This window comes from Salmonella sp. SG203 (genome assembly GCF_013350575.1).
In the GTDB taxonomy this organism is placed as follows: Bacteria; Pseudomonadota; Gammaproteobacteria; order Enterobacterales; family Enterobacteriaceae; genus Salmonella; species Salmonella enterica.
In genome coordinates, this window is record NZ_SNMT01000017.1 from 1 (window position 1) to 19,137 (window position 19,137).

Below are 19,137 nucleotides of genomic sequence, written 5' to 3' on the forward strand. Positions count from 1 at the left end.
ATTACGTGTTCACTCTTGAGACTTGGTATTCATTTTTCGTCTTGCGACGTCAAGAATCCGTATCTTCGAGTGCCCACACAGATTGTCTGATAAATTGTTAAAGAGCAGTGCCGCTTCGCTTTTTCTCAGCGGCGCGGGGTGTGCATATTACGCTTTCCCGCTTCAGAGTCAAGCGTTTATTTTCGCTTTTCTCCGTGAGGTTCTGGTCTGAACCCCGCTGACCCGGCGGCCTGTATGCCGTTGTTCCGTGTCAGTGGTGGCGCATTATAGGGAGTTATTTCTGCCTGACAAGAGGAAATTTAAAATAATTTCTCAAGTGCCTGGTATTTACCCAAAACGCCATTAAACCGGCAGTTTTTCGAGCGTTTCAAAGCCATAACGCTGTAAAACGGGTAATAATTGTTCAGCTCCTGGCGTCATTGCCATGCAATAAGCAATATTGGCATCGGTTGATTTCGCATCCGGCGCTTCATGTTCCAACAGCCAGGCTGTACGACGCGCTATCGCCGCGCCGGAATCCACTAACCGCGTCCCTTCGGGCAGGACTTGCAAAAGCTCGTCCCGTAATAGAGGGAAATGCGTACACCCCAGAACGACCGTGTCAGGCGGCTCCGGCATTCGTAGCCATGGGCGTAATATGCGGCGCAGCTCTTCCAGCGAGACCGAGTCGCCATGTAATTTCGCTTCCGCCAGTTCCACCAGTTCTGCCGACCCCAACATCGCTATCTGACATTCATTAGCGAAGCGCGCAATCAGCTCGTGAGTATAAGGACGTTTGACCGTGGCTCTCGTCGCCAGTAGCCCGACGACGCCATTGGCGGTAAGCCGCGCCGCTGGTTTAATCGCAGGCACAACGCCCACCACCGGGAAGGCAAACTTTTCACGTAATGCGGGAAGTGAGACCGTACTGGCGGTATTACAGGCAATCACCGCCAGTGAAAGGGGATAGCGCTGCTGTACCGCAGTCACAATCTCGACAACGCGCTCAACGATAAACGTTTCACTCTTTTCCCCGTAGGGGAAAGCCACGTTATCGAAAGCATATATATAGTGGAGATCCGGCAGGAGCCGCCGAATCTCATCATAGACCGACAATCCACCGACGCCGGAATCAAATACCAGCACGGTGGGACGTGGTTCAGAAGGTGTAGCTGCCAGACAAGGTGTATTCTCGTCCTGCAGTTTGGTAGCCATAAACTGTCTCGTAATCTTTGTCGAACAGGTTGGCTATTTTACCACGAACTGTCAGATGTGAGGTGACCGGATATGCAACCGTAAGATCCCATAAACTGACGCCGCCCATTTTTACTGTCCGGTATGGGTAAGCGGAGTAATCCGAATCATAGCGGGAACCAAGGTATTGATATGTCACCCCCCAGTCAAAATCGTAAACGTCCCAGTCAAGTTGATATTTTGCCATCTGTTTGGAACGCCGCAGTAATGGCGTATCGGTAATCGCATTACGCGCATCAACGTAATCGTAACTGACCGTATGCGTTAACGGTCCGGTATCGAAATTCGCCGTCGCCTCAATACCTTTAATGCGCGCCTTACCTTCGTTGTAATATTTTTGCAGATGATCGTCATAATCGATCATGTCATTAATATCGTTACGATAACCTGAAATACGCCAGCTGACGCCAGCGGTTAGCCCTTCAAATGCGCCTTCCCACTGTTTACTCTTTTCAGGATTCAGGTTCGGATTACCGTAATAACCATACAGTTGGCCCAAATTAGGCGCTTTGTAGGAGGTTCCGTAGGAGGCAATAAAGCGATAACCTTCTATAAACTCCCATCCCGCGCTGGTTTGCCATGTACCATGACGACCAAACTGGGAGTTGTCATCACTGCGCGCCGCCGCTTCCAGAGTGAAGTCACCCAACTGTTGTAATCCTGTCAGGTAAACCCCGGTATTACGCTGGTCATATCCCTCGGGCACATAGCCGGTACCTGGCGTGGTAGTCTGTTTCTGCCAGTCTACGCCCGCCCCAACATTACCGTGCCCCACGACCACACTGTTGGTCCATTGAACATTGTACTGTTTCATCTCATCCAGCGTGGCGGAGGTATCATACCGGCCATAGTGCGGATCATAGTTGTAATCTTTACTGTGGCTATAGCTTGAAACCAGCTGAGACTGAATACGTTCGCCATTAAAGCGCAGCCCGGCGTCCCAGCTTTGGCTATAAAGTTTGCGTGTATCAATCAGCGGCGAGCCCGGCGAGTAATAGGCGTCGTAATCGGTACGGTTATCGTAGCCATAACCACGCACGAATCCGCTCCAGCGATCAGAAAAGGTATGCTCTAACGCGCCATAAAGCGTTTTACTCAAAAAGCCGTCCCGGTCAGGCTGCGCCTGCATCCCGGTACCGCCTTTCGCTACCACGTCAAACCCTTTGGTGTATTCGTAATCGCCGATCAACGTCGCCCGCGTGTTTTCGCCAAGTTGCTGTTGCGTCGAGATGTCGTAATTCTGGTAGCTATTGCTTCCCCATCCAGCGGTTAATTCTGTGCCTGGGTTATCGCGCGTCGTAATGATATTCACTACGCCGCCGATAGCATCGGAACCATAAATAGCGGAGCGCGGACCGCGAATATATTCAATGCGCTGTACCAGCGACACCGGGAACTGGCTGAGATCGGCGGACCCGCTCACGCCTGCTAAATTCAGACGCACGCCGTCAATCAATACCAGTACATGGCTGGAGTTGGTGCCGCGAATGAAAATGGAGGAGTTTTGTCCGGCGCCGCCGCTCTGCGCAATATCGACGCCAGGCAAACGGCGCAGAACATCATTTACGGAGGTCGATTGCCAGCGTTCAATATCCTGACGCGTCACGATGGTAACGGGCGCCAGAACCGCGCTGCGCGGCTGCTGAAAACGGTTGGCGGTGACAACCAGGGTATCCGGGCTAGTGTCCTGCGCCCAAGCGGAAAAGGCCGTGACGGAGAACGCCGTCAGCAGCGTAGCTTTTTTAATCATTGTAAAGCATCCACAATATAAGAAGGATGCCGCAGGCTTCATCGATAGTACGCGATGATGAAAAACCAGATGCGACGTTAGCCGGCAGGTCTTCGGGCTTGGAGGGTTATCCGTTGGCTGGATAGCAGAAATGATGACTTCCCGCCGGAGGCAGTGTCTGCTTACGCTCTCATCTCACCTTTCCTTACCGCTGCGCGTCAGCTCCAGATTTTCACTGGATTCCCTATTAACTCACAGGACCGGCCCACGGATGCTACCGTCTGTCACAACACCCTGTCCAGACCGCGCATCACAAATCAGAAATCATCAATAGCTGGACATCCACTGAGCAATCCCTACAATCCCCGCGTACTTTTATTATTCAGGATGCGATATGACCCCCGAACATCTTCCGACAGAACAGTATGAGGCGCAGCTAGCCGAAAAAGTGGCGCGCTTGCAGAGTATGATGGCGCCGTTTTCTGACCTGGTTCCGGAAGTATTTCGCTCGCCGGTCAGTCACTATCGTATGCGTGCGGAATTTCGCCTGTGGCATGACGGCGATGACCTGTACCACATTATGTTTGATCAGCAGACCAAAAGCCGGATTCGCGTTGACACCTTCCCGGCGGCCAGCCAACTGATTAATACCTTAATGAAGGCGATGATTGCCGGCGTGCGCGATAATCATGCACTGCGGCATAAGCTGTTCCAGATCGATTATCTCACGACCTTGAGCAACCAGGCGGTAGTGTCGTTGCTGTACCATAAGAAGCTGGACGAAGAGTGGCGTGAAGCCGCCACTGCGTTACGCGATGCTTTACGCGCGCAAGGTCTGAACGTACACCTGATTGGCCGGGCCACTAAAACTAAAATCGAATTGGATCAGGATTATATTGATGAGCGTCTGCCTGTGGCAGGTAAAGAGATGATCTACCGCCAGGTCGAAAACAGCTTTACGCAGCCAAACGCCGCCATGAATATTCAGATGTTAGAGTGGGCGCTGGAGGTGACGAAAGACTCAAAAGGCGATCTGCTTGAGTTGTATTGCGGCAACGGCAATTTTTCTTTAGCGCTGGCGCGCAATTTTAACCGCGTGCTGGCAACCGAAATCGCCAAACCGTCCGTCGCTGCCGCACAGTACAATATTGCCGCTAATCATATTGATAATGTGCAAATTATTCGCATGGCGGCGGAAGAGTTTACCCAGGCGATGAATGGCGTTCGTGAGTTTAACCGCCTGCAGGGGATCGACCTGAAGGGCTATCAGTGCGAAACCATTTTTGTCGATCCGCCGCGCAGCGGTCTGGACAGCGAAACGGAAAAAATGGTGCAGGCTTATCCACGTATTCTGTACATTTCCTGCAATCCGGAAACGTTGTGCAAAAACCTGGAAACGTTAAGCCAGACGCACACGGTGTCTCGCCTGGCGCTATTCGATCAGTTCCCGTATACACATCATATGGAATGCGGGGTATTACTCACCGCAAGGTAAAATGTACGTCGGATGGCCGGTTATACCGCCATCCGGCATTCGCACACTATTCCGCGGTGTCCTCCTTGCGGTTACGCAGTTTAAAGCCAATCCAGAATACCAGAATCACCGACAGCACCGCCGGGAAGAAATTAGAGCCAATATCCGGATATTCTGCACGCACGACGGTGCTATACAGTAAAACGCCAAGAATGAAACAAGCGGCGGCCAACCCCGGCAAACCTACCGGCATAGTACGATTTTGGTAGCGCTGATGCAGGCAATATACCGTCAGCACCAGCGAGATAACCGGGAATACGGAGAACGGCACAATAGCGCTAAACAGCGCCGCGAATGTGCCGTTAATCGATAAGCCAGCGATGAGCGCCAGCAACAGCGTACCTTTATCTTGACCTGACTGTTTCATTACTCGTCCTTCACGTTATTCGGAATGATGTGCTATTTTCTCTTGCTCACGGCGATACCAGTAATACGCCCCTTTCGCAATCATGCGCAGTTGCAATACCAGCCGCTCTTCTAATTGCCGACGCTGTTCAGCGCCGATGTCCAACGCCTCTGCGCCCGCGCTAAAGACAATAGTCACCATCGCTTCGGCCTGGGCTTCAGTAAACGCGCGCGGCATATGGTTTTCGAGTTCCAGATAGTCGGCAAGTTCCGCAATAAAATGCTGAATCTCCCGCGCGACGGCGGCACGAAACGCCGCTGAAGTGCCGGAACGCTCGCGCAACAACAGACGGAAGGCGTTGGGGTTGTTGCCGATAAACTCCATAAATGTGGAGACCGACGTGCGAATGACGCTGCCGCCTTTCGCGATGCGCTGTCGCGCCTGACGCATCAACTGACGCAGCATCAGACCGCTTTCATCCACCATCGTCAGACCGAGTTCATCGACATCGCGAAAATGACGGTAAAACGACGTTGGCGCAATGCCCGCTTCACGCGCCACCTCACGCAAACTCAGGCTGGCAAAACTCCGCTCAGCGCTCAGTTGGCTGAATGCGGCTTCCACCAGCGAACGCCGGGTTTTTTCTTTTTGTTGCGCTCTAACACCCATCACAATGTCTGAATCCTTCCATATGCCTTATTCGGCACTATACCAGAGAATAAAAGTAACGGGTTCACACTGGATTGTGAATGATTGTTTACAGACAGTTTGTGCTCCGGCTTCGCAAAAAAGCACAACGATAATTGGGTTAAAGCTGGGCAAATGTTATCATCGTGTTTATTTTATGTATAAAAACAGGTGAGTAATACCATGCCACATTCCTGGGATTATGATGCAGTCGTCATAGGGTCAGGCCCCGGCGGTGAAGGCGCTGCAATGGGTCTGGTTAAGCAAGGAGCACGCGTCGCGGTGATTGAGCGTTATCATAACGTTGGCGGCGGATGTACCCACTGGGGCACCATCCCATCCAAAGCCCTTCGCCACGCCGTCAGCCGCATTATTGAATTTAATCAAAACCCGCTCTATAGCGACCACTCCCGTCTCCTTCGTTCTTCTTTCGCCGACATCCTTAATCATGCCGATAACGTGATTAATCAACAAACGCGTATGCGTCAGGGGTTTTATGAGCGTAACCACTGTGAAATATTGCAGGGCAACGCCCATTTTATTGACGAACATACCCTGGCGCTGGAATGCCATGACGGCACGGTTGAAACCCTGACGGCAGAAAAATTTGTTATTGCCTGTGGTTCGCGTCCTTACCATCCCAGTGATGTGGATTTCTCGCATCCGCGCATTTATGACAGCGACTCAATCCTGAGTCTCCACCATGAACCGCGCCACGTTATTATTTACGGCGCTGGCGTTATCGGCTGCGAATATGCGTCCATCTTCCGCGGTATGGATGTGAAAGTGGATCTGATCAACACCCGCGATCGCCTGCTGGCCTTTCTCGATCAGGAGATGTCCGACTCTCTCTCTTACCATTTCTGGAATAGCGGCGTGGTTATTCGCCACAATGAAGAGTATGAGAAAATCGAAGGCTGCGATGATGGCGTCATCATGCACCTGAAATCCGGCAAAAAACTGAAGGCTGACTGCCTGCTCTATGCTAATGGCCGTACCGGTAACACCGATTCGCTGGCGCTGGAGAATATTGGTCTGGAAACAGACAGCCGTGGACAGCTCAAAGTCAACAGTATGTACCAGACCGCCCTGCCGCACGTCTATGCGGTGGGCGACGTGATTGGCTATCCCAGTCTGGCCTCCGCCGCCTACGATCAGGGGCGTATTGCAGCGCAGGCGCTGGTGAAAGGCGAAGCGACCGCGCATCTCATCGAAGATATCCCCACCGGGATTTATACCATTCCGGAAATCAGTTCTGTCGGCAAAACCGAGCAGCAGTTAACGGCAATGAAAGTGCCTTACGAAGTGGGCCGCGCGCAATTTAAGCATCTGGCGCGAGCGCAAATCGTCGGCATGAACGTCGGCACGCTAAAAATTCTCTTCCACCGCGAAACCAAAGAAATTCTGGGGATTCACTGCTTTGGCGAACGCGCCGCCGAAATTATTCATATCGGCCAGGCGATCATGGAGCAGAAAGGTGGCGGTAACACCATCGAATACTTCGTTAACACCACCTTTAACTACCCAACCATGGCGGAAGCTTATCGGGTTGCGGCGTTGAACGGCTTAAACCGCCTGTTTTAACGCCTTGTCGAAATGGCCATCCATTGCGCCACGGATGGCCTCTGCCAGTTGCTCATAACGGCTACGCAGCGGCGATCCCGGGCGATAAACCAGCCCCACGGTACGACGCGGCTCCGGCTTAATGCATGGCAGATAAACCACGCCGTCGCGCTTACGCTCCTGCGGTACGGCCAGCGCGGGGAGTAGTGTAATACCACTGCCCGCCGCCACCATGTTGCGCAGCGTTTCCAGACTGGTCGCCCGGAAATGGGTATCTTCATCCGCTCCCGCTTCAAAACAGAACCCCATCGCCTGATCGCGCAGACAGTGACCATCTTCCAGCATCAGTAATTTCTCGCCCGCCAGGTCGGACATCGGCACGCGATCGCGATTCGCCCACGGATGATCCTCATAAATAGCCAGCATCATCGGTTCATCAAACAGCGGCACTTCGATAAACGCCTCGCTCTCTTTCACCAGCGCCAGAATAGCGCAGTCAAGCTTGCCGCTATCGAGTTGCGCTAACAACTGATGCGTTTGCGCCTCATGCAGATACATTTCCAGCTTCGGGAAAGTCTGGTGCAACATTGGAATGATAAGCGGCAGCAAATAGGGACCAATTGTTGGGATTAAACCAATATGCAGCGGGCCGGACATCGTCTCGCCTTGTTGGCTTGCCATCTCCTTGAGCACCTTGACCTCACGCAGTACGGTACGCGCCTGATCCACCAGCAGTAAGCCCGCCTGGGTAAACAGCACTTTACGGCTCGTACGCTCCAGCAGCATAACGCCCAGCTCATCTTCCAGCTTACGTATTTGCCCACTAAGGGTTGGCTGGCTGACGTGACAGGAGTCCGCCGCTCGCCGGAAATGGCGATGTTCGGCTAACGCCACCAGATATTCAAGATCACGAATATTCATTATTCATCCTCCGTCGCCACGATAGTTCATGGCGATAGGTAGCATAGCAACGAACGATTATCCCTATCAACCTTTCTGATTAATAATACATCACAGAACGGAGCGGTTTCTCGTTTAACCCTTGAAGACACCGCCCGTTCAGAGGGTATCTCTCGAACCCGAAATAACTAAAGCCAACGTGAACTTTTGCGGACCTCTGGTCCGCTTTTTTTTTGCGTAAAAAAGCCCGGCGTCGCTGATGCTCGGCCAGGCAGTATTACCTGATAGCGCTACGCTTATAAGGCTTACAACGCGAGGCGCGCCTTCGCATCGTTGATGGCCTGCGCCACCTGCTGCGGAGAAACGCCGCCTTTTGCCGCCCGTTTATCCAGACACGACTGCAAAGACAATATCGGATACACATCGTCGCCAATCACGCGGCTGAATTTCTGTAAATCGGCCAGCGGCAACGCTTCCAGCGGCTTACCCTGGCGAATAGCCTCTACCACCGCTTCGCCGACAATATGGTGCGCTTCGCGGAACGGCACGCCTTTCGCGACCAGGTAATCCGCCAGCTCCGTGGCGTTGGCATACCCCTGTTGCGCCGCGTCCTGACAACGTGGGCGTTTCACCTGAATACCGTCCAGCACCAACGCCGCCATATGCAGGCAGTCAAGCCAGGTATCGAGCGCATCGAACAGCCCTTCTTTGTCTTCCTGCATATCTTTGTTATACGCCAGCGGCAGACCTTTTAAGGTCATCATCATACCGGTTAGCGCCCCTTGTACGCGACCGCACTTACCGCGAATCAGCTCCAGCGCGTCCGGGTTTTTCTTCTGCGGCATTAACGATGAACCGGAAGTCACGCGGTCAGAAAGCTCTACAAAGCCCGCTTCGCCAGAATTAAAGAAAATCAGATCTTCCGCGAAGCGTGACAGATGCACCATGCCGATAGCCGCATCAGAAAGCAGTTCCAGTACGTGGTCACGATCGGACACGCTGTCCAGGCTGTTGCGGGTCGCAGACGTAAAGCCCAGCCAGCCTGCCAATTGTTCACGGTCAATCTCATAGGCCGTGCCCGCCAACGCGCCGCAGCCTAGCGGGCTCACGTCCAGACGTTTAAGCGTGTCCTGCAGGCGGCTTTCATCGCGCGCCAGCATTTCGACATACGCGAGACACCAGTGGGCGAAAGTCACTGGCTGCGCGCGTTGCAGATGGGTATATCCCGGCATTACCGCGTCCTGGTTCGCCTGCGCGGTTTCCACCAGCGCGCTCTGTAGCTGGCGGTTAGCGGTAAGCAGTTCCCTCACCATCTCTTTGCACCACAGTTTCAGGTCCGTCGCCACCTGATCGTTACGGCTGCGTCCGGTGTGCAGCTTTTTACCCAACTGACCCACTTTGTCGATGAGCTTACCTTCCACCCAGCTATGGATATCTTCCGCATCGCTTTGCAGGATTTGCTGCGGATTCGCGCGAACCTCTTCCAGCAGCACGTTCAGCGCTTCTTCCAACTGTCGTTGCTCATCGGCAGTCAGTACGCCTACCGTGACCAATGCTTTGGACCAGGCCACAGAACCGACAATATCCTGCTCCGCCAGACGGTAATCGAAGCGCAACGAATCATTGAATTGTTTAAACCGCTGGTCTGCCGCCTGTGTAAAACGCCCACCCCAAAGTGCCATAATAGACTTCCTTAAATTCTTCGAATTTCACTGCCGGATGGCGCTACGCTTATCCGGCCTACAATTTCTGTTCACGCAGGACCGATAAGGCGCAGCCGCCATCGGGCGAACAAATAGTTAAGCCAGAATACGCGTGCCAATCGGCGTACCGTTAAACAGCGCCGGCAGTTGCTCCGCATGACGCCAGGAAGCGATATCCACCGGGCGACCCAGCGCCCGCGCAGCATCGAGAGCCGCATTCACTTTCACAATCATCCCGTCGGTAATAATGCCCTGGTCGATAAGCTGCTCGGCTTTGGACGCCGTCATTTCGGCGATACGCTGGCCTTTGCCGTCCAGAATACCGCTCACGTCGGAAAGCAGGATCAGATCGGCCCCCAGCGTCGCCGCCAGCGCGGTTGCCGCCTGATCGGCGTTGACGTTCATCAGTTGACCGTCGTCTGTTACGCCAATGGAGCTGACCACCGGCAGAAAGCCGTTTTCCAGCAGCATGTTAATCAGCTTCGGCGACCCCGGCTGCGCCAGCCCGACGTGGCCTAACGCTTCATCGAGTTGAGTCACGTTTACGCTGTCGCCATCGCCCAGAAACAGACCAACAGAGGCGATATGGTGTTTCTTCGCCCAGGCCAGCAGAGTTTTGTTAGCGGTTCCCGCCAGCGCGCCGGTAATGATGCCAATCTGATCGGCAGGCGTCACGCGCAGGCCGTCTTTCTTTTTCACTGGCAAATTAAGCCCTTTCATCAGCTCATCCACCACGCAACCGCCGCCGTGAACAATCACCAACGGACGCTGATGGGACTCACGATAGTTGACCAACGCGGTAAAAAGACGTTCCAGAGCCTCTTCGCTATCCAGTAATACGCCACCCAGCTTGATAATTAATGGATTCATCATTTCACCCTTAAATAAGAGACTGCGTTTCAGCGAAGCCAAAACGAATATTAGCGCACTGCACCGCCTGCGCCGCTGCGCCTTTCAACAAGTTGTCTTCGGCTGCCACCACAATCAGATGTTCGCCCTGGACGGCAAAACCAATATCGCAGAACGGCAGCCCGACGACATTCTTTAACGCCGGAACGCCTTTGTCATACAGGCGCACCAGCGGTTTGTCGCCATAGGCTTTTTGCAACACGTCGGCGACCTGCGCATGGGTTACTCCCGCTTTCAGGCGGCAGGTAATGGTTTCCAGAATCCCGCGCGGAAAATTCCCCAGATGCGGGGTGAAGATGACCTCCGCGCCCAGATGGACGGCGATTTCCGGCTGATGACGATGCGTAAACACGCCATACGGTTGCAGACTCACTTCACAGAAACTGTTCGAAATTGCCGCTTTGCGCCCCGCGCCGCTCACCCCGCTGGTGGCATTAATTACCGGCCACTGCGTCAGATCCAGAAGCCCGCCGTCAATCAGCGGTTTTAGCGACAACTGCGCTGCGGTTGGATAGCAACCAGGAACCGCAATCAGATTCGCCGTGTTCAGTTTATCGGCATTCCACTCCGCCAGACCGTACACCGCCTGCTCCAGCAGCTCAGGATACTGATGAGTAAATCCGTAATACTTTTCATAGAAGGCGCGACCGTTTACCCGAAACGCGCCGGAAAGATCGAATACGACGCATCCGGCCTGTAAAAATTGCGGCGCCAGATCGTGGCTCACTTCATGCGCTGTCGCCAGGAACACCACATCAACATCTGCGCTAAAGTCACGTACATCCGACATCGGTTGCAATGGCAGGTCGACAATCCCTTTTAACTGCGGATGTAAATCAGAAATTAACTTTCCTGCATCATTGCTTTGCGCTGAGACGGTCAAAGCGGTTATGGTCATATGTGGGTGGCGATTTACGTAGCTTACAAGCTCTGCGCCCGCATAACCGCTAGCGCCTACAATCAGCGTATTCAACATCGGGTTCCTTTATGCTCAACGTTAATGTATTTTTATTCATAATTAATGCATGAATATTGATACTATCATGACCTGAGGTGTGTCAACAATGAAAAACGTTTTACCGCCATTTATCGAGATTTACCGCGCTTTGATTGCCACACCGTCGATAAGCGCAACCGAAGAATCCCTGGATCAAAGTAATGCGTCTTTAATCACTTTGCTTGCAGGCTGGTTCAGCGATCTTGGTTTCAACGTAGAGGTTCAACCGGTTCCAGGAACGCGAAACAAATTTAATATGCTCGCCAGCACCGGACATGGCGCGGGCGGTTTGCTGCTGACCGGCCATACCGACACGGTTCCCTTTGATGACGGACGCTGGACGCGCGACCCGTTCACGCTGACCGAGCACGACAATAAGCTCTATGGTCTGGGCACTGCGGATATGAAAGGCTTCTTCGCTTTTATTCTGGACGCGCTACGTGACGTTGACGTCACAAAGTTGAAAAAGCCGCTCTACATTCTGGCGACCGCCGATGAAGAGACCAGCATGGCGGGGGCGCGTTATTTTTCCGAAACCACGGCATTACGTCCGGACTGCGCGATCATTGGCGAACCGACGTCGTTGCAACCGATACGCGCGCACAAAGGGCATATCTCTAATGTCGTTCGCGTCCTGGGGCAGTCCGGTCATTCCAGCGACCCGGCGCGTGGGGTTAACGCCATTGAACTGATGCACGATGCGATTGGCCATATCATGCAACTGCGTGACTCGCTGAAAGCGCGGTATCACTACGAGGCGTTTACCGTTCCGTATCCAACGCTGAATCTGGGCCATATCCACGGCGGCGATGCCTCAAACCGTATCTGCGCCTGCTGCGAATTGCATATGGATATTCGTCCACTGCCGGGCATGACGTTAAACGACCTTAATGGACTGCTTAACGACGCGCTGGCCCCGGTAAGCGAACGCTGGCCGGGCCGCCTGACGGTGGCGGAATTACATCCGCCGATTCCAGGTTACGAGTGTCCACCGGACCACCAACTGGTTGAAGTAGTAGAAAAACTGTTGGGAACAAAAACCGACGTGGTGAACTACTGTACTGAAGCGCCGTTTATGCAGACATTATGCCCAACGCTGGTGCTTGGTCCGGGCTCAATTAATCAGGCGCATCAGCCGGATGAATATCTCGAAACGCGTTTTATTAAGCCAACCCGGGAATTGATTACCCAGGTAGTACACCATTTTTGCTGGCATTAATGCATATTGCCCGGTGACGCGATGTTTACCGGGCCTCCCCCGTCTTGTAGGCCGGATAAGCGCAGCGCCATCCGGCATCTCTACGCCACATGTTCATAAGCATTTCTTATTTGGCACGATGCGAATTAACTTTAATAAATTACCGCCATTTTTTCGTTTGCTGAACCGATTTCGCAGTAATTGACGCCACGGGTTTTACGTGGCTTTATAAAAGACGGCTAAAAAGCAAAGTCCGAAAAATTTCACGTCACAGCAAGGCGGCAAACGAGCCCATTCCGCAGAACTGGCATACGGGCGAGCGCAGCCACTGCCGCTGTGGCGTGAAAGAGACAGGGCAATTACATTAAAGATGGGGTGTCTGGGGTCATATGAACGAACAATATTCCGCGTTGCGTAGTAATGTCAGTATGCTCGGCAAGGTGCTGGGAGAAACCATCAAGGATGCGCTGGGAGAACACATTCTTGATCGCGTAGAAACAATCCGTAAGCTATCCAAATCTTCACGCGCCGGCAATGAAGCTAATCGCCAGGAGCTGCTCACCACGCTACAAAATTTGTCTAATGACGAGCTGCTGCCAGTTGCGCGCGCGTTTAGTCAGTTCCTGAACCTGGCCAATACTGCCGAGCAATACCACAGCATTTCGCCAAAAGGCGAAGCCGCCAGCAACCCGGAAGTGATTGCCCGCACTCTGCGCAAACTGAAAAACCAACCGGACCTCAACGACGCAACCATCAAAAAAGCGGTAGAGTCGCTGTCGCTGGAGTTGGTGCTAACCGCCCATCCGACAGAAATTACCCGCCGTACGCTTATTCACAAAATGGGTGAAATCAACAACTGTCTGAAACAGCTTGATAATACCGATATCGCCGACTACGAACGCCACCAGGTGATGCGTCGCCTGCGCCAGTTGATTGCCCAATCCTGGCATACGGATGAGATCCGCAAGCAGCGTCCAAGCCCGGTGGATGAAGCCAAATGGGGCTTCGCCGTGGTTGAGAACAGCCTGTGGCAGGGCGTACCTAACTATCTGCGTGAACTGAACGAACAGCTGGAAGAAAATCTCGGCTACAAATTGCCGGTGGATTTTGTGCCGGTACGTTTTACCTCCTGGATGGGCGGCGACCGTGACGGCAACCCGAACGTGACGGCGGATATCACCCGCCACGTGCTCTTGTTAAGCCGCTGGAAAGCCACCGATCTGTTCCTGAAAGACATTCATGTTCTGGTATCAGAACTGTCGATGGTCGACGCCACGCCGGAGCTGCTGGCGTTAGTGGGCGAAGAAGGCGCGTCTGAGCCGTATCGCTACCTGATGAAAAAATTGCGCGCCCGTCTGATGGCGACCCAGTCCTGGCTGGAAGCGCGTCTGAAAGGCGAGAAGCTGCCCAAACCGGCTGGCCTGCTGACGCAAAACGAGCAGCTCTGGGAACCTCTGTACGCCTGCTACCAGTCGTTACAGGCCTGCGGCATGGGCATTATCGCCAACGGCGAGTTACTCGACACGCTCCGCCGCGTGAAGTGTTTCGGCGTACCGCTGGTGCGTATTGATATCCGTCAGGAGAGCACCCGCCATACCGAAGCGCTGGGCGAAATTACCCGCTACCTCGGTATTGGCGACTACGAAAGCTGGTCGGAAGCCGACAAGCAGGCCTTCCTGATCCGCGAGCTGAACTCCAAACGTCCGCTGCTGCCGCGTAACTGGGAGCCGAGCAACGATACCCGCGAAGTGCTTGAAACCTGCAAGGTTATTGCCGAAGCGCCAAAAGGATCGATCGCCGCCTACGTAATTTCAATGGCGAAAACGCCGTCTGATGTGCTGGCTGTGCATCTGCTGCTGAAAGAGGCAGGTATCGGCTTTGCCATGCCGGTCGCGCCGCTGTTTGAAACCCTCGACGACCTGAACAATGCCGACGACGTGATGACCCAGTTGTTGAATATCGACTGGTATCGCGGACTGATTCAGGGTAAGCAGATGGTCATGATCGGCTACTCCGACTCGGCGAAAGACGCCGGCGTCATGGCCGCGTCATGGGCGCAGTATCAGGCGCAGGACGCCCTGATCAAAACCTGTGAAAAAGCCGGCATCGAGCTTACCCTCTTCCACGGCCGCGGCGGTTCTATTGGCCGTGGCGGCGCGCCAGCCCACGCGGCGCTGCTTTCGCAACCGCCAGGCAGTCTGAAAGGCGGCCTGCGCGTGACCGAGCAGGGCGAGATGATCCGCTTCAAATACGGCCTGCCGGAAGTCACCGTCAGCAGCCTCTCGCTCTACACCAGCGCAATTCTGGAAGCAAACCTGCTGCCGCCGCCGGAACCGAAAGACAGCTGGCGTCATATTATGGATGAGCTTTCCGTCATCTCCTGTGAAACCTACCGCGGCTACGTGCGCGAAAATAAAGACTTTGTACCGTACTTCCGCTCCGCGACGCCGGAGCAAGAGTTGGGCAAATTGCCGCTCGGCTCACGTCCGGCGAAACGTCGTCCAACTGGCGGCGTCGAATCGCTGCGCGCGATTCCGTGGATCTTCGCCTGGACGCAAAACCGCCTGATGCTGCCAGCCTGGCTGGGCGCGGGTACTGCGCTGCAAAAAGTGGTGGAAGACGGTAAACAAAGCGAACTGGAAGCCATGTGCCGCGACTGGCCGTTCTTCTCCACGCGTCTTGGGATGCTGGAAATGGTGTTCTCGAAAGCCGACCTGTGGCTGGCCGACTATTACGATCAGCGTCTGGTGGCGAAAACGCTATGGCCGCTGGGCAAAGAGCTACGAGACCTGCTGGAAGAAGACATTAAAGTGGTGCTGGCGATTGCCAACGATTCGCACCTGATGGCCGACTTACCGTGGATTGCGGAGTCCATTCAGTTAAGAAACGTTTATACCGATCCATTAAACGTGTTGCAGGCCGAGTTGCTGTATCGTTCCCGTCTGACTGAAGAGCAGGGCAAATCACCCGATCCTCGCGTCGAACAGGCGTTGATGGTCACGATTGCGGGCGTCGCCGCCGGTATGCGCAACACCGGCTAACGCAAAAAGAGAGCCGCTCTCACGCAGTTATGTGGGGGCGGCATGAAATACTGCTGTCATCCTCGTCATTTTTTCAATATATTCCTGTCTGCATTTTATGCATTTGTAAATCTTTCTTAGCAAAACGTGCGGCATAAAGCAGGTTTGCTTCAGATTCTTTTAAGGTTCAGGCGTTACGTTTGGCGCTACGATTAAAGACAGGCTCTCATTATGCAATCCACATTACTCCAGACTAAACCCGCGTTTAGCTGGAAAGCCCTGGGCTGGGCACTGCTCTACTTTTGGTTCTTTTCCACCCTCCTGCAGGCCATTATTTATCTCACCGGATACAGTGGGACAAACGGTCTGCGGGATTCGCTACTGTACAGCTCACTGTGGCTGATCCCGGTCTTTCTGTTTCCAGGCCGCATCCGGGTTATTGCTGCCGTTATTGGCGTCGTACTCTGGGCCGCCTCGCTGGCGGCGCTGAGCTATTACGTAATCTACGGGCAGGAGTTCTCGCAAAGCGTGCTGTTTGTGATGTTTGAAACCAACGCCAATGAAGCCAGCGAATATTTAAGCCAATATTTCAGTCTGAAAATTGTTCTTGTCGCCCTGGCTTATACGGTAGCGGCGATTCTGCTGTGGACACGTCTGCGCCCGGTTTATATTCCATCGCCCTGGCGCTATCTGGTGTCGTTTGCCCTGCTGTACGGGCTGATCCTCCATCCCATCGCGATGAATACCTTTATCAAGCATAAGTCGATGGAGAAAACGCTGGATAGCCTGGCGTCACGAATGGAGCCCGCCGCGCCGTGGCAATTTATTACTGGCTACTATCAGTACCGTTTACAGCTCGCCTCGCTGAATAAACTGCTGAATGAAAACGATGCCCTGCCGCCGCTGGCTAACTTCCAGGACCACTCCGGCGATGCGCCGCGCACGCTGGTACTGGTGATTGGCGAATCGACCCAGCGTGGCCGTATGAGTCTGTACGGTTATCCGCGCGAAACCACGCCGGAACTGGACGCGCTGCATAAAACCGACCCCGGGCTGACCGTGTTTAATAATGTGGTAACTTCGCGACCGTACACCATTGAGATCCTGCAACAGGCGCTAACGTTCGCGGACGAAAAGAACCCGGACTGGTATCTGACGAAGCCATCGCTGATGAATATGATGAAACAGGCCGGGTATAAAACCTTCTGGATCACTAACCAGCAGACGATGACGGCGCGTAATACCATGCTGACCGTGTTCTCTAAGCAGACTGATAAGCAGTTCTATATGAACCAGCAGCGCACTCAAAGCGCGCGCGAATATGACAGCAACGTGCTGGCGCCGTTTAAAGCGGTGTTAGCCGACCCGGCGCCGAAAAAATTCATTATTGTGCATCTGCTGGGAACGCACATTAAATACAAGTTCCGCTATCCAGAAAACCAGGGCAAGTTTGATGGTAAAACCGACCATGTTCCGCCGGGATTAAGCAGCGACGAACTGGAGTCGTATAACGATTACGACAACGCGAATCTGTATAACGACTATGTTGTCGCCAGCCTGATTAAGGACTATAAAGCGACCGATCCGAACGGTTTCCTGCTCTACTTCTCCGATCACGGTGAAGAAGTGTATGACACGCCGCCGCATAAGACGCAGGGACGAAACGAAGATTCGCCAACCCGTCATATGTATACGGTGCCGTTCCTGCTGTGGACCTCAGAGAAATGGCAGGCGGCGCATCCGCGCGACTTCTCACAGGATGTCGATCGTAAGTACAGCAGTTCCGAGCTTATCCATACCTGGTCGGACTTAGCGGGCCTGACCTATGATGGCTACGACCCGACGCGTTCCATCACCAACCCGCAGTTCAAAGAGACCACGCGCTGGATTGGCAACCCGTATAAGAAAAACGCGCTGATTGATTATGATACGTTGCCGTATGGCGATCAGGTCGGTAATCAATAGCCTGTATGTTGCCCGATAACGCTAACGCTTATCGGGCCTGGCGTGCTTCTCTCCCGTAGTCCGGATAAGGCGCAAAGCGCCGCTATCCGGCAATAATCGCTTGAGGACATCGGTTTTCGACGTTACTGTTTCCTCTGTTTGCGATCGGCAGGGGATTATCATGTATCACGACGTCAGCCACCTTCTCTCCCGTCTCATCAACGGCCCGCTGCCGCTGCGCCAGATTTATTTTGCCAGCGCCAGCGGCCCAGCGCCGGAACTGGCGTACCAGGTGGATTTTCCGCGGCTGGAGATTGTGCTGGAGGGCGAGCTTACTGACATGAGCATTACCGCCCCGCTCATTCCTTGCGATGTTCTCTACGTTCCGGCTGGCGGCTGGAACATCCCGCAGTGGCAAACGCCCGTCACCACCCTGAGCATTCTGTTTGGCAAACAGCAGTTAGGTTTCAGCGTAGTCCACTGGGATGGTCAGCAGCATCAAAACCTCACGAAACAGCACGTTGCGCGCCGTGGCCCGCGTATCGGCTCTTTCCTGTTACAAACGCTTAATGAGATGCAGATGCAGCCGCAAGAGCAGCAAACGGCCAGATTGATTGTCGCCAGCCTACTAAGCCATTGCCGCGATCTGCTCGGCAGCCAAATCCAGACCGCCTCCCGCAGCCGCGCGCTTTTTGAAGCCATTCGGGAGTATATTGATGAACGCTACGCCGCGCCGTTGACGCGTGAATCGGTAGCACAGGCGTTTTATATCTCGCCAAATTACCTCTCGCACCTGTTCCAGAAAACGGGGGCCATCGGCTTTAACGAATACCTGAACCATACGCGACTGGAACACGCCAAAACGTTGCTGAAGGGTTATGACCTGAAAGTGAAAGAGGTGGCGCACCGCTGCGGCTTTGTCGACAGTAACTATTTCTGCCGCCTGTTTCGCAAAAATACGGAACGCTCGCCGTCGGAGTATCGCCGCCAGTATCACAGCCAGCTAACGGAAAAGCAGATTACTCCAGGATAAGGTGGGTATGTTGCGGCGCGGAAAGGAGTTTACGCACAGCGCTCATTACCCGCTGTGGCTCCCGCAAAAAAGCGCTGATCCCCGACTGGACATAGCGACTCCGGGTAAATCGCTCCACGCCCGCCAGCTCGATATCGGTAATGAGCAACACGACATCGGCACGGCGGATATCCTCTTCCGTTAAGCGGTTCTCTGTACCGAGTGCCCCCTGGGTTTCAATCTTGATGCTCCACTTCTCCTGCTGGCAAAGTTTTTCCAGCCGTTCAGCAGCCATATAGGTATGCGCTACACCGCTCACGCAGGCGGTCACTGCCACCAGATGCCGTACAGGTACTGCCATA

15 protein-coding genes and 1 riboswitch are annotated in these 19,137 nt (G+C 53.9%); of the genes, 6 read left to right on the top strand and 9 right to left on the bottom strand.

Going from position 1 to position 19,137, the window contains the following annotated elements; translation table 11 throughout:
• Window positions 1-342 precede the first annotated feature (342 nt).
• A complete protein-coding gene (gene murI, locus HV477_RS19975) occupies window positions 343-1,194 on the bottom strand; it encodes a glutamate racemase (protein ID WP_000201805.1) in 852 nt (283 codons plus the stop codon).
• A complete protein-coding gene (gene btuB, locus HV477_RS19980) occupies window positions 1,139-2,983 on the bottom strand; it encodes a TonB-dependent vitamin B12 receptor BtuB (protein WP_079899248.1) in 1,845 nt (614 codons plus the stop codon). The genes murI and btuB overlap by 56 nt, the downstream gene beginning before the upstream one ends.
• Before the next feature lie 65 nt (window positions 2,984-3,048).
• Window positions 3,049-3,242: riboswitch (cobalamin riboswitch) on the bottom strand.
• Between the two features lie 114 nt (window positions 3,243-3,356).
• Between btuB and trmA the strand changes: the two genes are divergently transcribed.
• The gene (gene trmA / locus HV477_RS19985; RefSeq protein WP_000186967.1) at window positions 3,357-4,457 is read left to right on the top strand and encodes a tRNA (uridine(54)-C5)-methyltransferase TrmA; all 1,101 of its coding nucleotides are present in this window, start codon (window positions 3,357-3,359) and stop codon (window positions 4,455-4,457) included.
• Window positions 4,458-4,503: 46 nt separating this feature from the next.
• On the opposite strand, the gene HV477_RS19990 is transcribed toward trmA, so the two are convergent.
• Both HV477_RS19990 and fabR read right to left on the bottom strand, forming a co-directional pair.
• Window positions 4,504-4,863 (bottom strand): YijD family membrane protein, encoded by a 360-nt coding sequence (locus HV477_RS19990; protein ID WP_000813837.1) that lies wholly within the window; start codon window positions 4,861-4,863, stop codon window positions 4,504-4,506.
• Between the two features lie 15 nt (window positions 4,864-4,878).
• Window positions 4,879-5,514, bottom strand: a complete 636-nt coding sequence (gene fabR, locus HV477_RS19995; RefSeq protein WP_000971958.1) for an HTH-type transcriptional repressor FabR — start codon at window positions 5,512-5,514, stop codon at window positions 4,879-4,881.
• Between the two features lie 198 nt (window positions 5,515-5,712).
• On the opposite strand from fabR, the gene sthA reads away from it, so the two are divergent.
• Entirely contained in the window at window positions 5,713-7,113 is a 1,401-nt protein-coding gene (gene sthA, locus HV477_RS20000; protein WP_001120791.1) for a Si-specific NAD(P)(+) transhydrogenase, read from the top strand.
• Here sthA and oxyR read toward each other — a convergent pair.
• The 4 genes from oxyR to argC form a co-directional block, all read right to left on the bottom strand.
• Window positions 7,096-8,013 (bottom strand): DNA-binding transcriptional regulator OxyR, encoded by a 918-nt coding sequence (oxyR, locus tag HV477_RS20005; RefSeq protein WP_001025919.1) that lies wholly within the window; start codon window positions 8,011-8,013, stop codon window positions 7,096-7,098. The two genes, sthA and oxyR, sit on opposite strands and share 18 nt — an antisense overlap.
• Before the next feature lie 284 nt (window positions 8,014-8,297).
• Window positions 8,298-9,674, bottom strand: a complete 1,377-nt coding sequence (gene argH, locus HV477_RS20010; RefSeq protein WP_079899249.1) for an argininosuccinate lyase — start codon at window positions 9,672-9,674, stop codon at window positions 8,298-8,300.
• Window positions 9,675-9,791: 117 nt separating this feature from the next.
• The gene (gene argB, locus HV477_RS20015) at window positions 9,792-10,568 is read right to left on the bottom strand and encodes an acetylglutamate kinase (protein ID WP_001575262.1); all 777 of its coding nucleotides are present in this window, start codon (window positions 10,566-10,568) and stop codon (window positions 9,792-9,794) included.
• A 7-nt stretch (window positions 10,569-10,575) separates the two neighbouring features.
• Entirely contained in the window at window positions 10,576-11,580 is a 1,005-nt protein-coding gene (gene argC, locus HV477_RS20020) for an N-acetyl-gamma-glutamyl-phosphate reductase (RefSeq protein ID WP_079899250.1), read from the bottom strand.
• 88 nt (window positions 11,581-11,668) lie between these two features.
• On the opposite strand from argC, the gene argE reads away from it, so the two are divergent.
• The 4 genes from argE (at window position 11,669) to HV477_RS20040 (ending at window position 18,796) form a co-directional block, all read left to right on the top strand.
• Window positions 11,669-12,820 carry an acetylornithine deacetylase gene (gene argE, locus HV477_RS20025; RefSeq protein WP_000800208.1) on the top strand — a complete coding sequence of 384 codons (1,152 nt, stop codon included), beginning with the start codon at window positions 11,669-11,671 and terminating at the stop codon, window positions 12,818-12,820.
• 368 nt (window positions 12,821-13,188) lie between these two features.
• Entirely contained in the window at window positions 13,189-15,840 is a 2,652-nt protein-coding gene (gene ppc, locus HV477_RS20030) for a phosphoenolpyruvate carboxylase (RefSeq protein ID WP_001005548.1), read from the top strand.
• Window positions 15,841-16,050: 210 nt separating this feature from the next.
• Window positions 16,051-17,784 carry a phosphoethanolamine transferase CptA gene (locus HV477_RS20035; RefSeq protein WP_001192092.1) on the top strand — a complete coding sequence of 578 codons (1,734 nt, stop codon included), beginning with the start codon at window positions 16,051-16,053 and terminating at the stop codon, window positions 17,782-17,784.
• Between the two features lie 160 nt (window positions 17,785-17,944).
• Complete coding sequence (locus HV477_RS20040; protein WP_000274596.1) at window positions 17,945-18,796, top strand: AraC family transcriptional regulator; 852 nt, start codon at window positions 17,945-17,947, stop codon at window positions 18,794-18,796.
• On the opposite strand, the gene HV477_RS20045 is transcribed toward HV477_RS20040, so the two are convergent.
• Window positions 18,783-19,136 carry a PTS fructose-like transporter subunit IIB gene (locus tag HV477_RS20045; protein WP_000290522.1) on the bottom strand — a complete coding sequence of 118 codons (354 nt, stop codon included), beginning with the start codon at window positions 19,134-19,136 and terminating at the stop codon, window positions 18,783-18,785. The genes HV477_RS20040 and HV477_RS20045 overlap by 14 nt on opposite strands.
• Between the last annotated feature and the right edge of the window lies 1 nt (window position 19,137).

Bases quoted from the DNA above. Each gene is read 5' to 3' on its own strand.
- HV477_RS20035 (WP_001192092.1), top strand. From the start codon at position 16,051: ATGCAATCCACATTACTCCAGACTAAACCCGCGTTTAGCTGGAAAGCC.
- ppc (WP_001005548.1), top strand. From the start codon at position 13,189: ATGAACGAACAATATTCCGCGTTGCGTAGTAATGTCAGTATGCTCGGC.
- HV477_RS20045 (WP_000290522.1), bottom strand. From the start codon at position 19,136: ATGGCAGTACCTGTACGGCATCTGGTGGCAGTGACCGCCTGCGTGAGC.
- trmA (WP_000186967.1), top strand. From the start codon at position 3,357: ATGACCCCCGAACATCTTCCGACAGAACAGTATGAGGCGCAGCTAGCC.
- argB (WP_001575262.1), bottom strand. From the start codon at position 10,568: ATGATGAATCCATTAATTATCAAGCTGGGTGGCGTATTACTGGATAGC.
- sthA (WP_001120791.1), top strand. From the start codon at position 5,713: ATGCCACATTCCTGGGATTATGATGCAGTCGTCATAGGGTCAGGCCCC.
- murI (WP_000201805.1), bottom strand. From the start codon at position 1,194: ATGGCTACCAAACTGCAGGACGAGAATACACCTTGTCTGGCAGCTACA.
- HV477_RS19990 (WP_000813837.1), bottom strand. From the start codon at position 4,863: ATGAAACAGTCAGGTCAAGATAAAGGTACGCTGTTGCTGGCGCTCATC.
- argC (WP_079899250.1), bottom strand. From the start codon at position 11,580: ATGTTGAATACGCTGATTGTAGGCGCTAGCGGTTATGCGGGCGCAGAG.
- argH (WP_079899249.1), bottom strand. From the start codon at position 9,674: ATGGCACTTTGGGGTGGGCGTTTTACACAGGCGGCAGACCAGCGGTTT.
- oxyR (WP_001025919.1), bottom strand. From the start codon at position 8,013: ATGAATATTCGTGATCTTGAATATCTGGTGGCGTTAGCCGAACATCGC.
- argE (WP_000800208.1), top strand. From the start codon at position 11,669: ATGAAAAACGTTTTACCGCCATTTATCGAGATTTACCGCGCTTTGATT.
- HV477_RS20040 (WP_000274596.1), top strand. From the start codon at position 17,945: ATGTATCACGACGTCAGCCACCTTCTCTCCCGTCTCATCAACGGCCCG.
- btuB (WP_079899248.1), bottom strand. From the start codon at position 2,983: ATGATTAAAAAAGCTACGCTGCTGACGGCGTTCTCCGTCACGGCCTTT.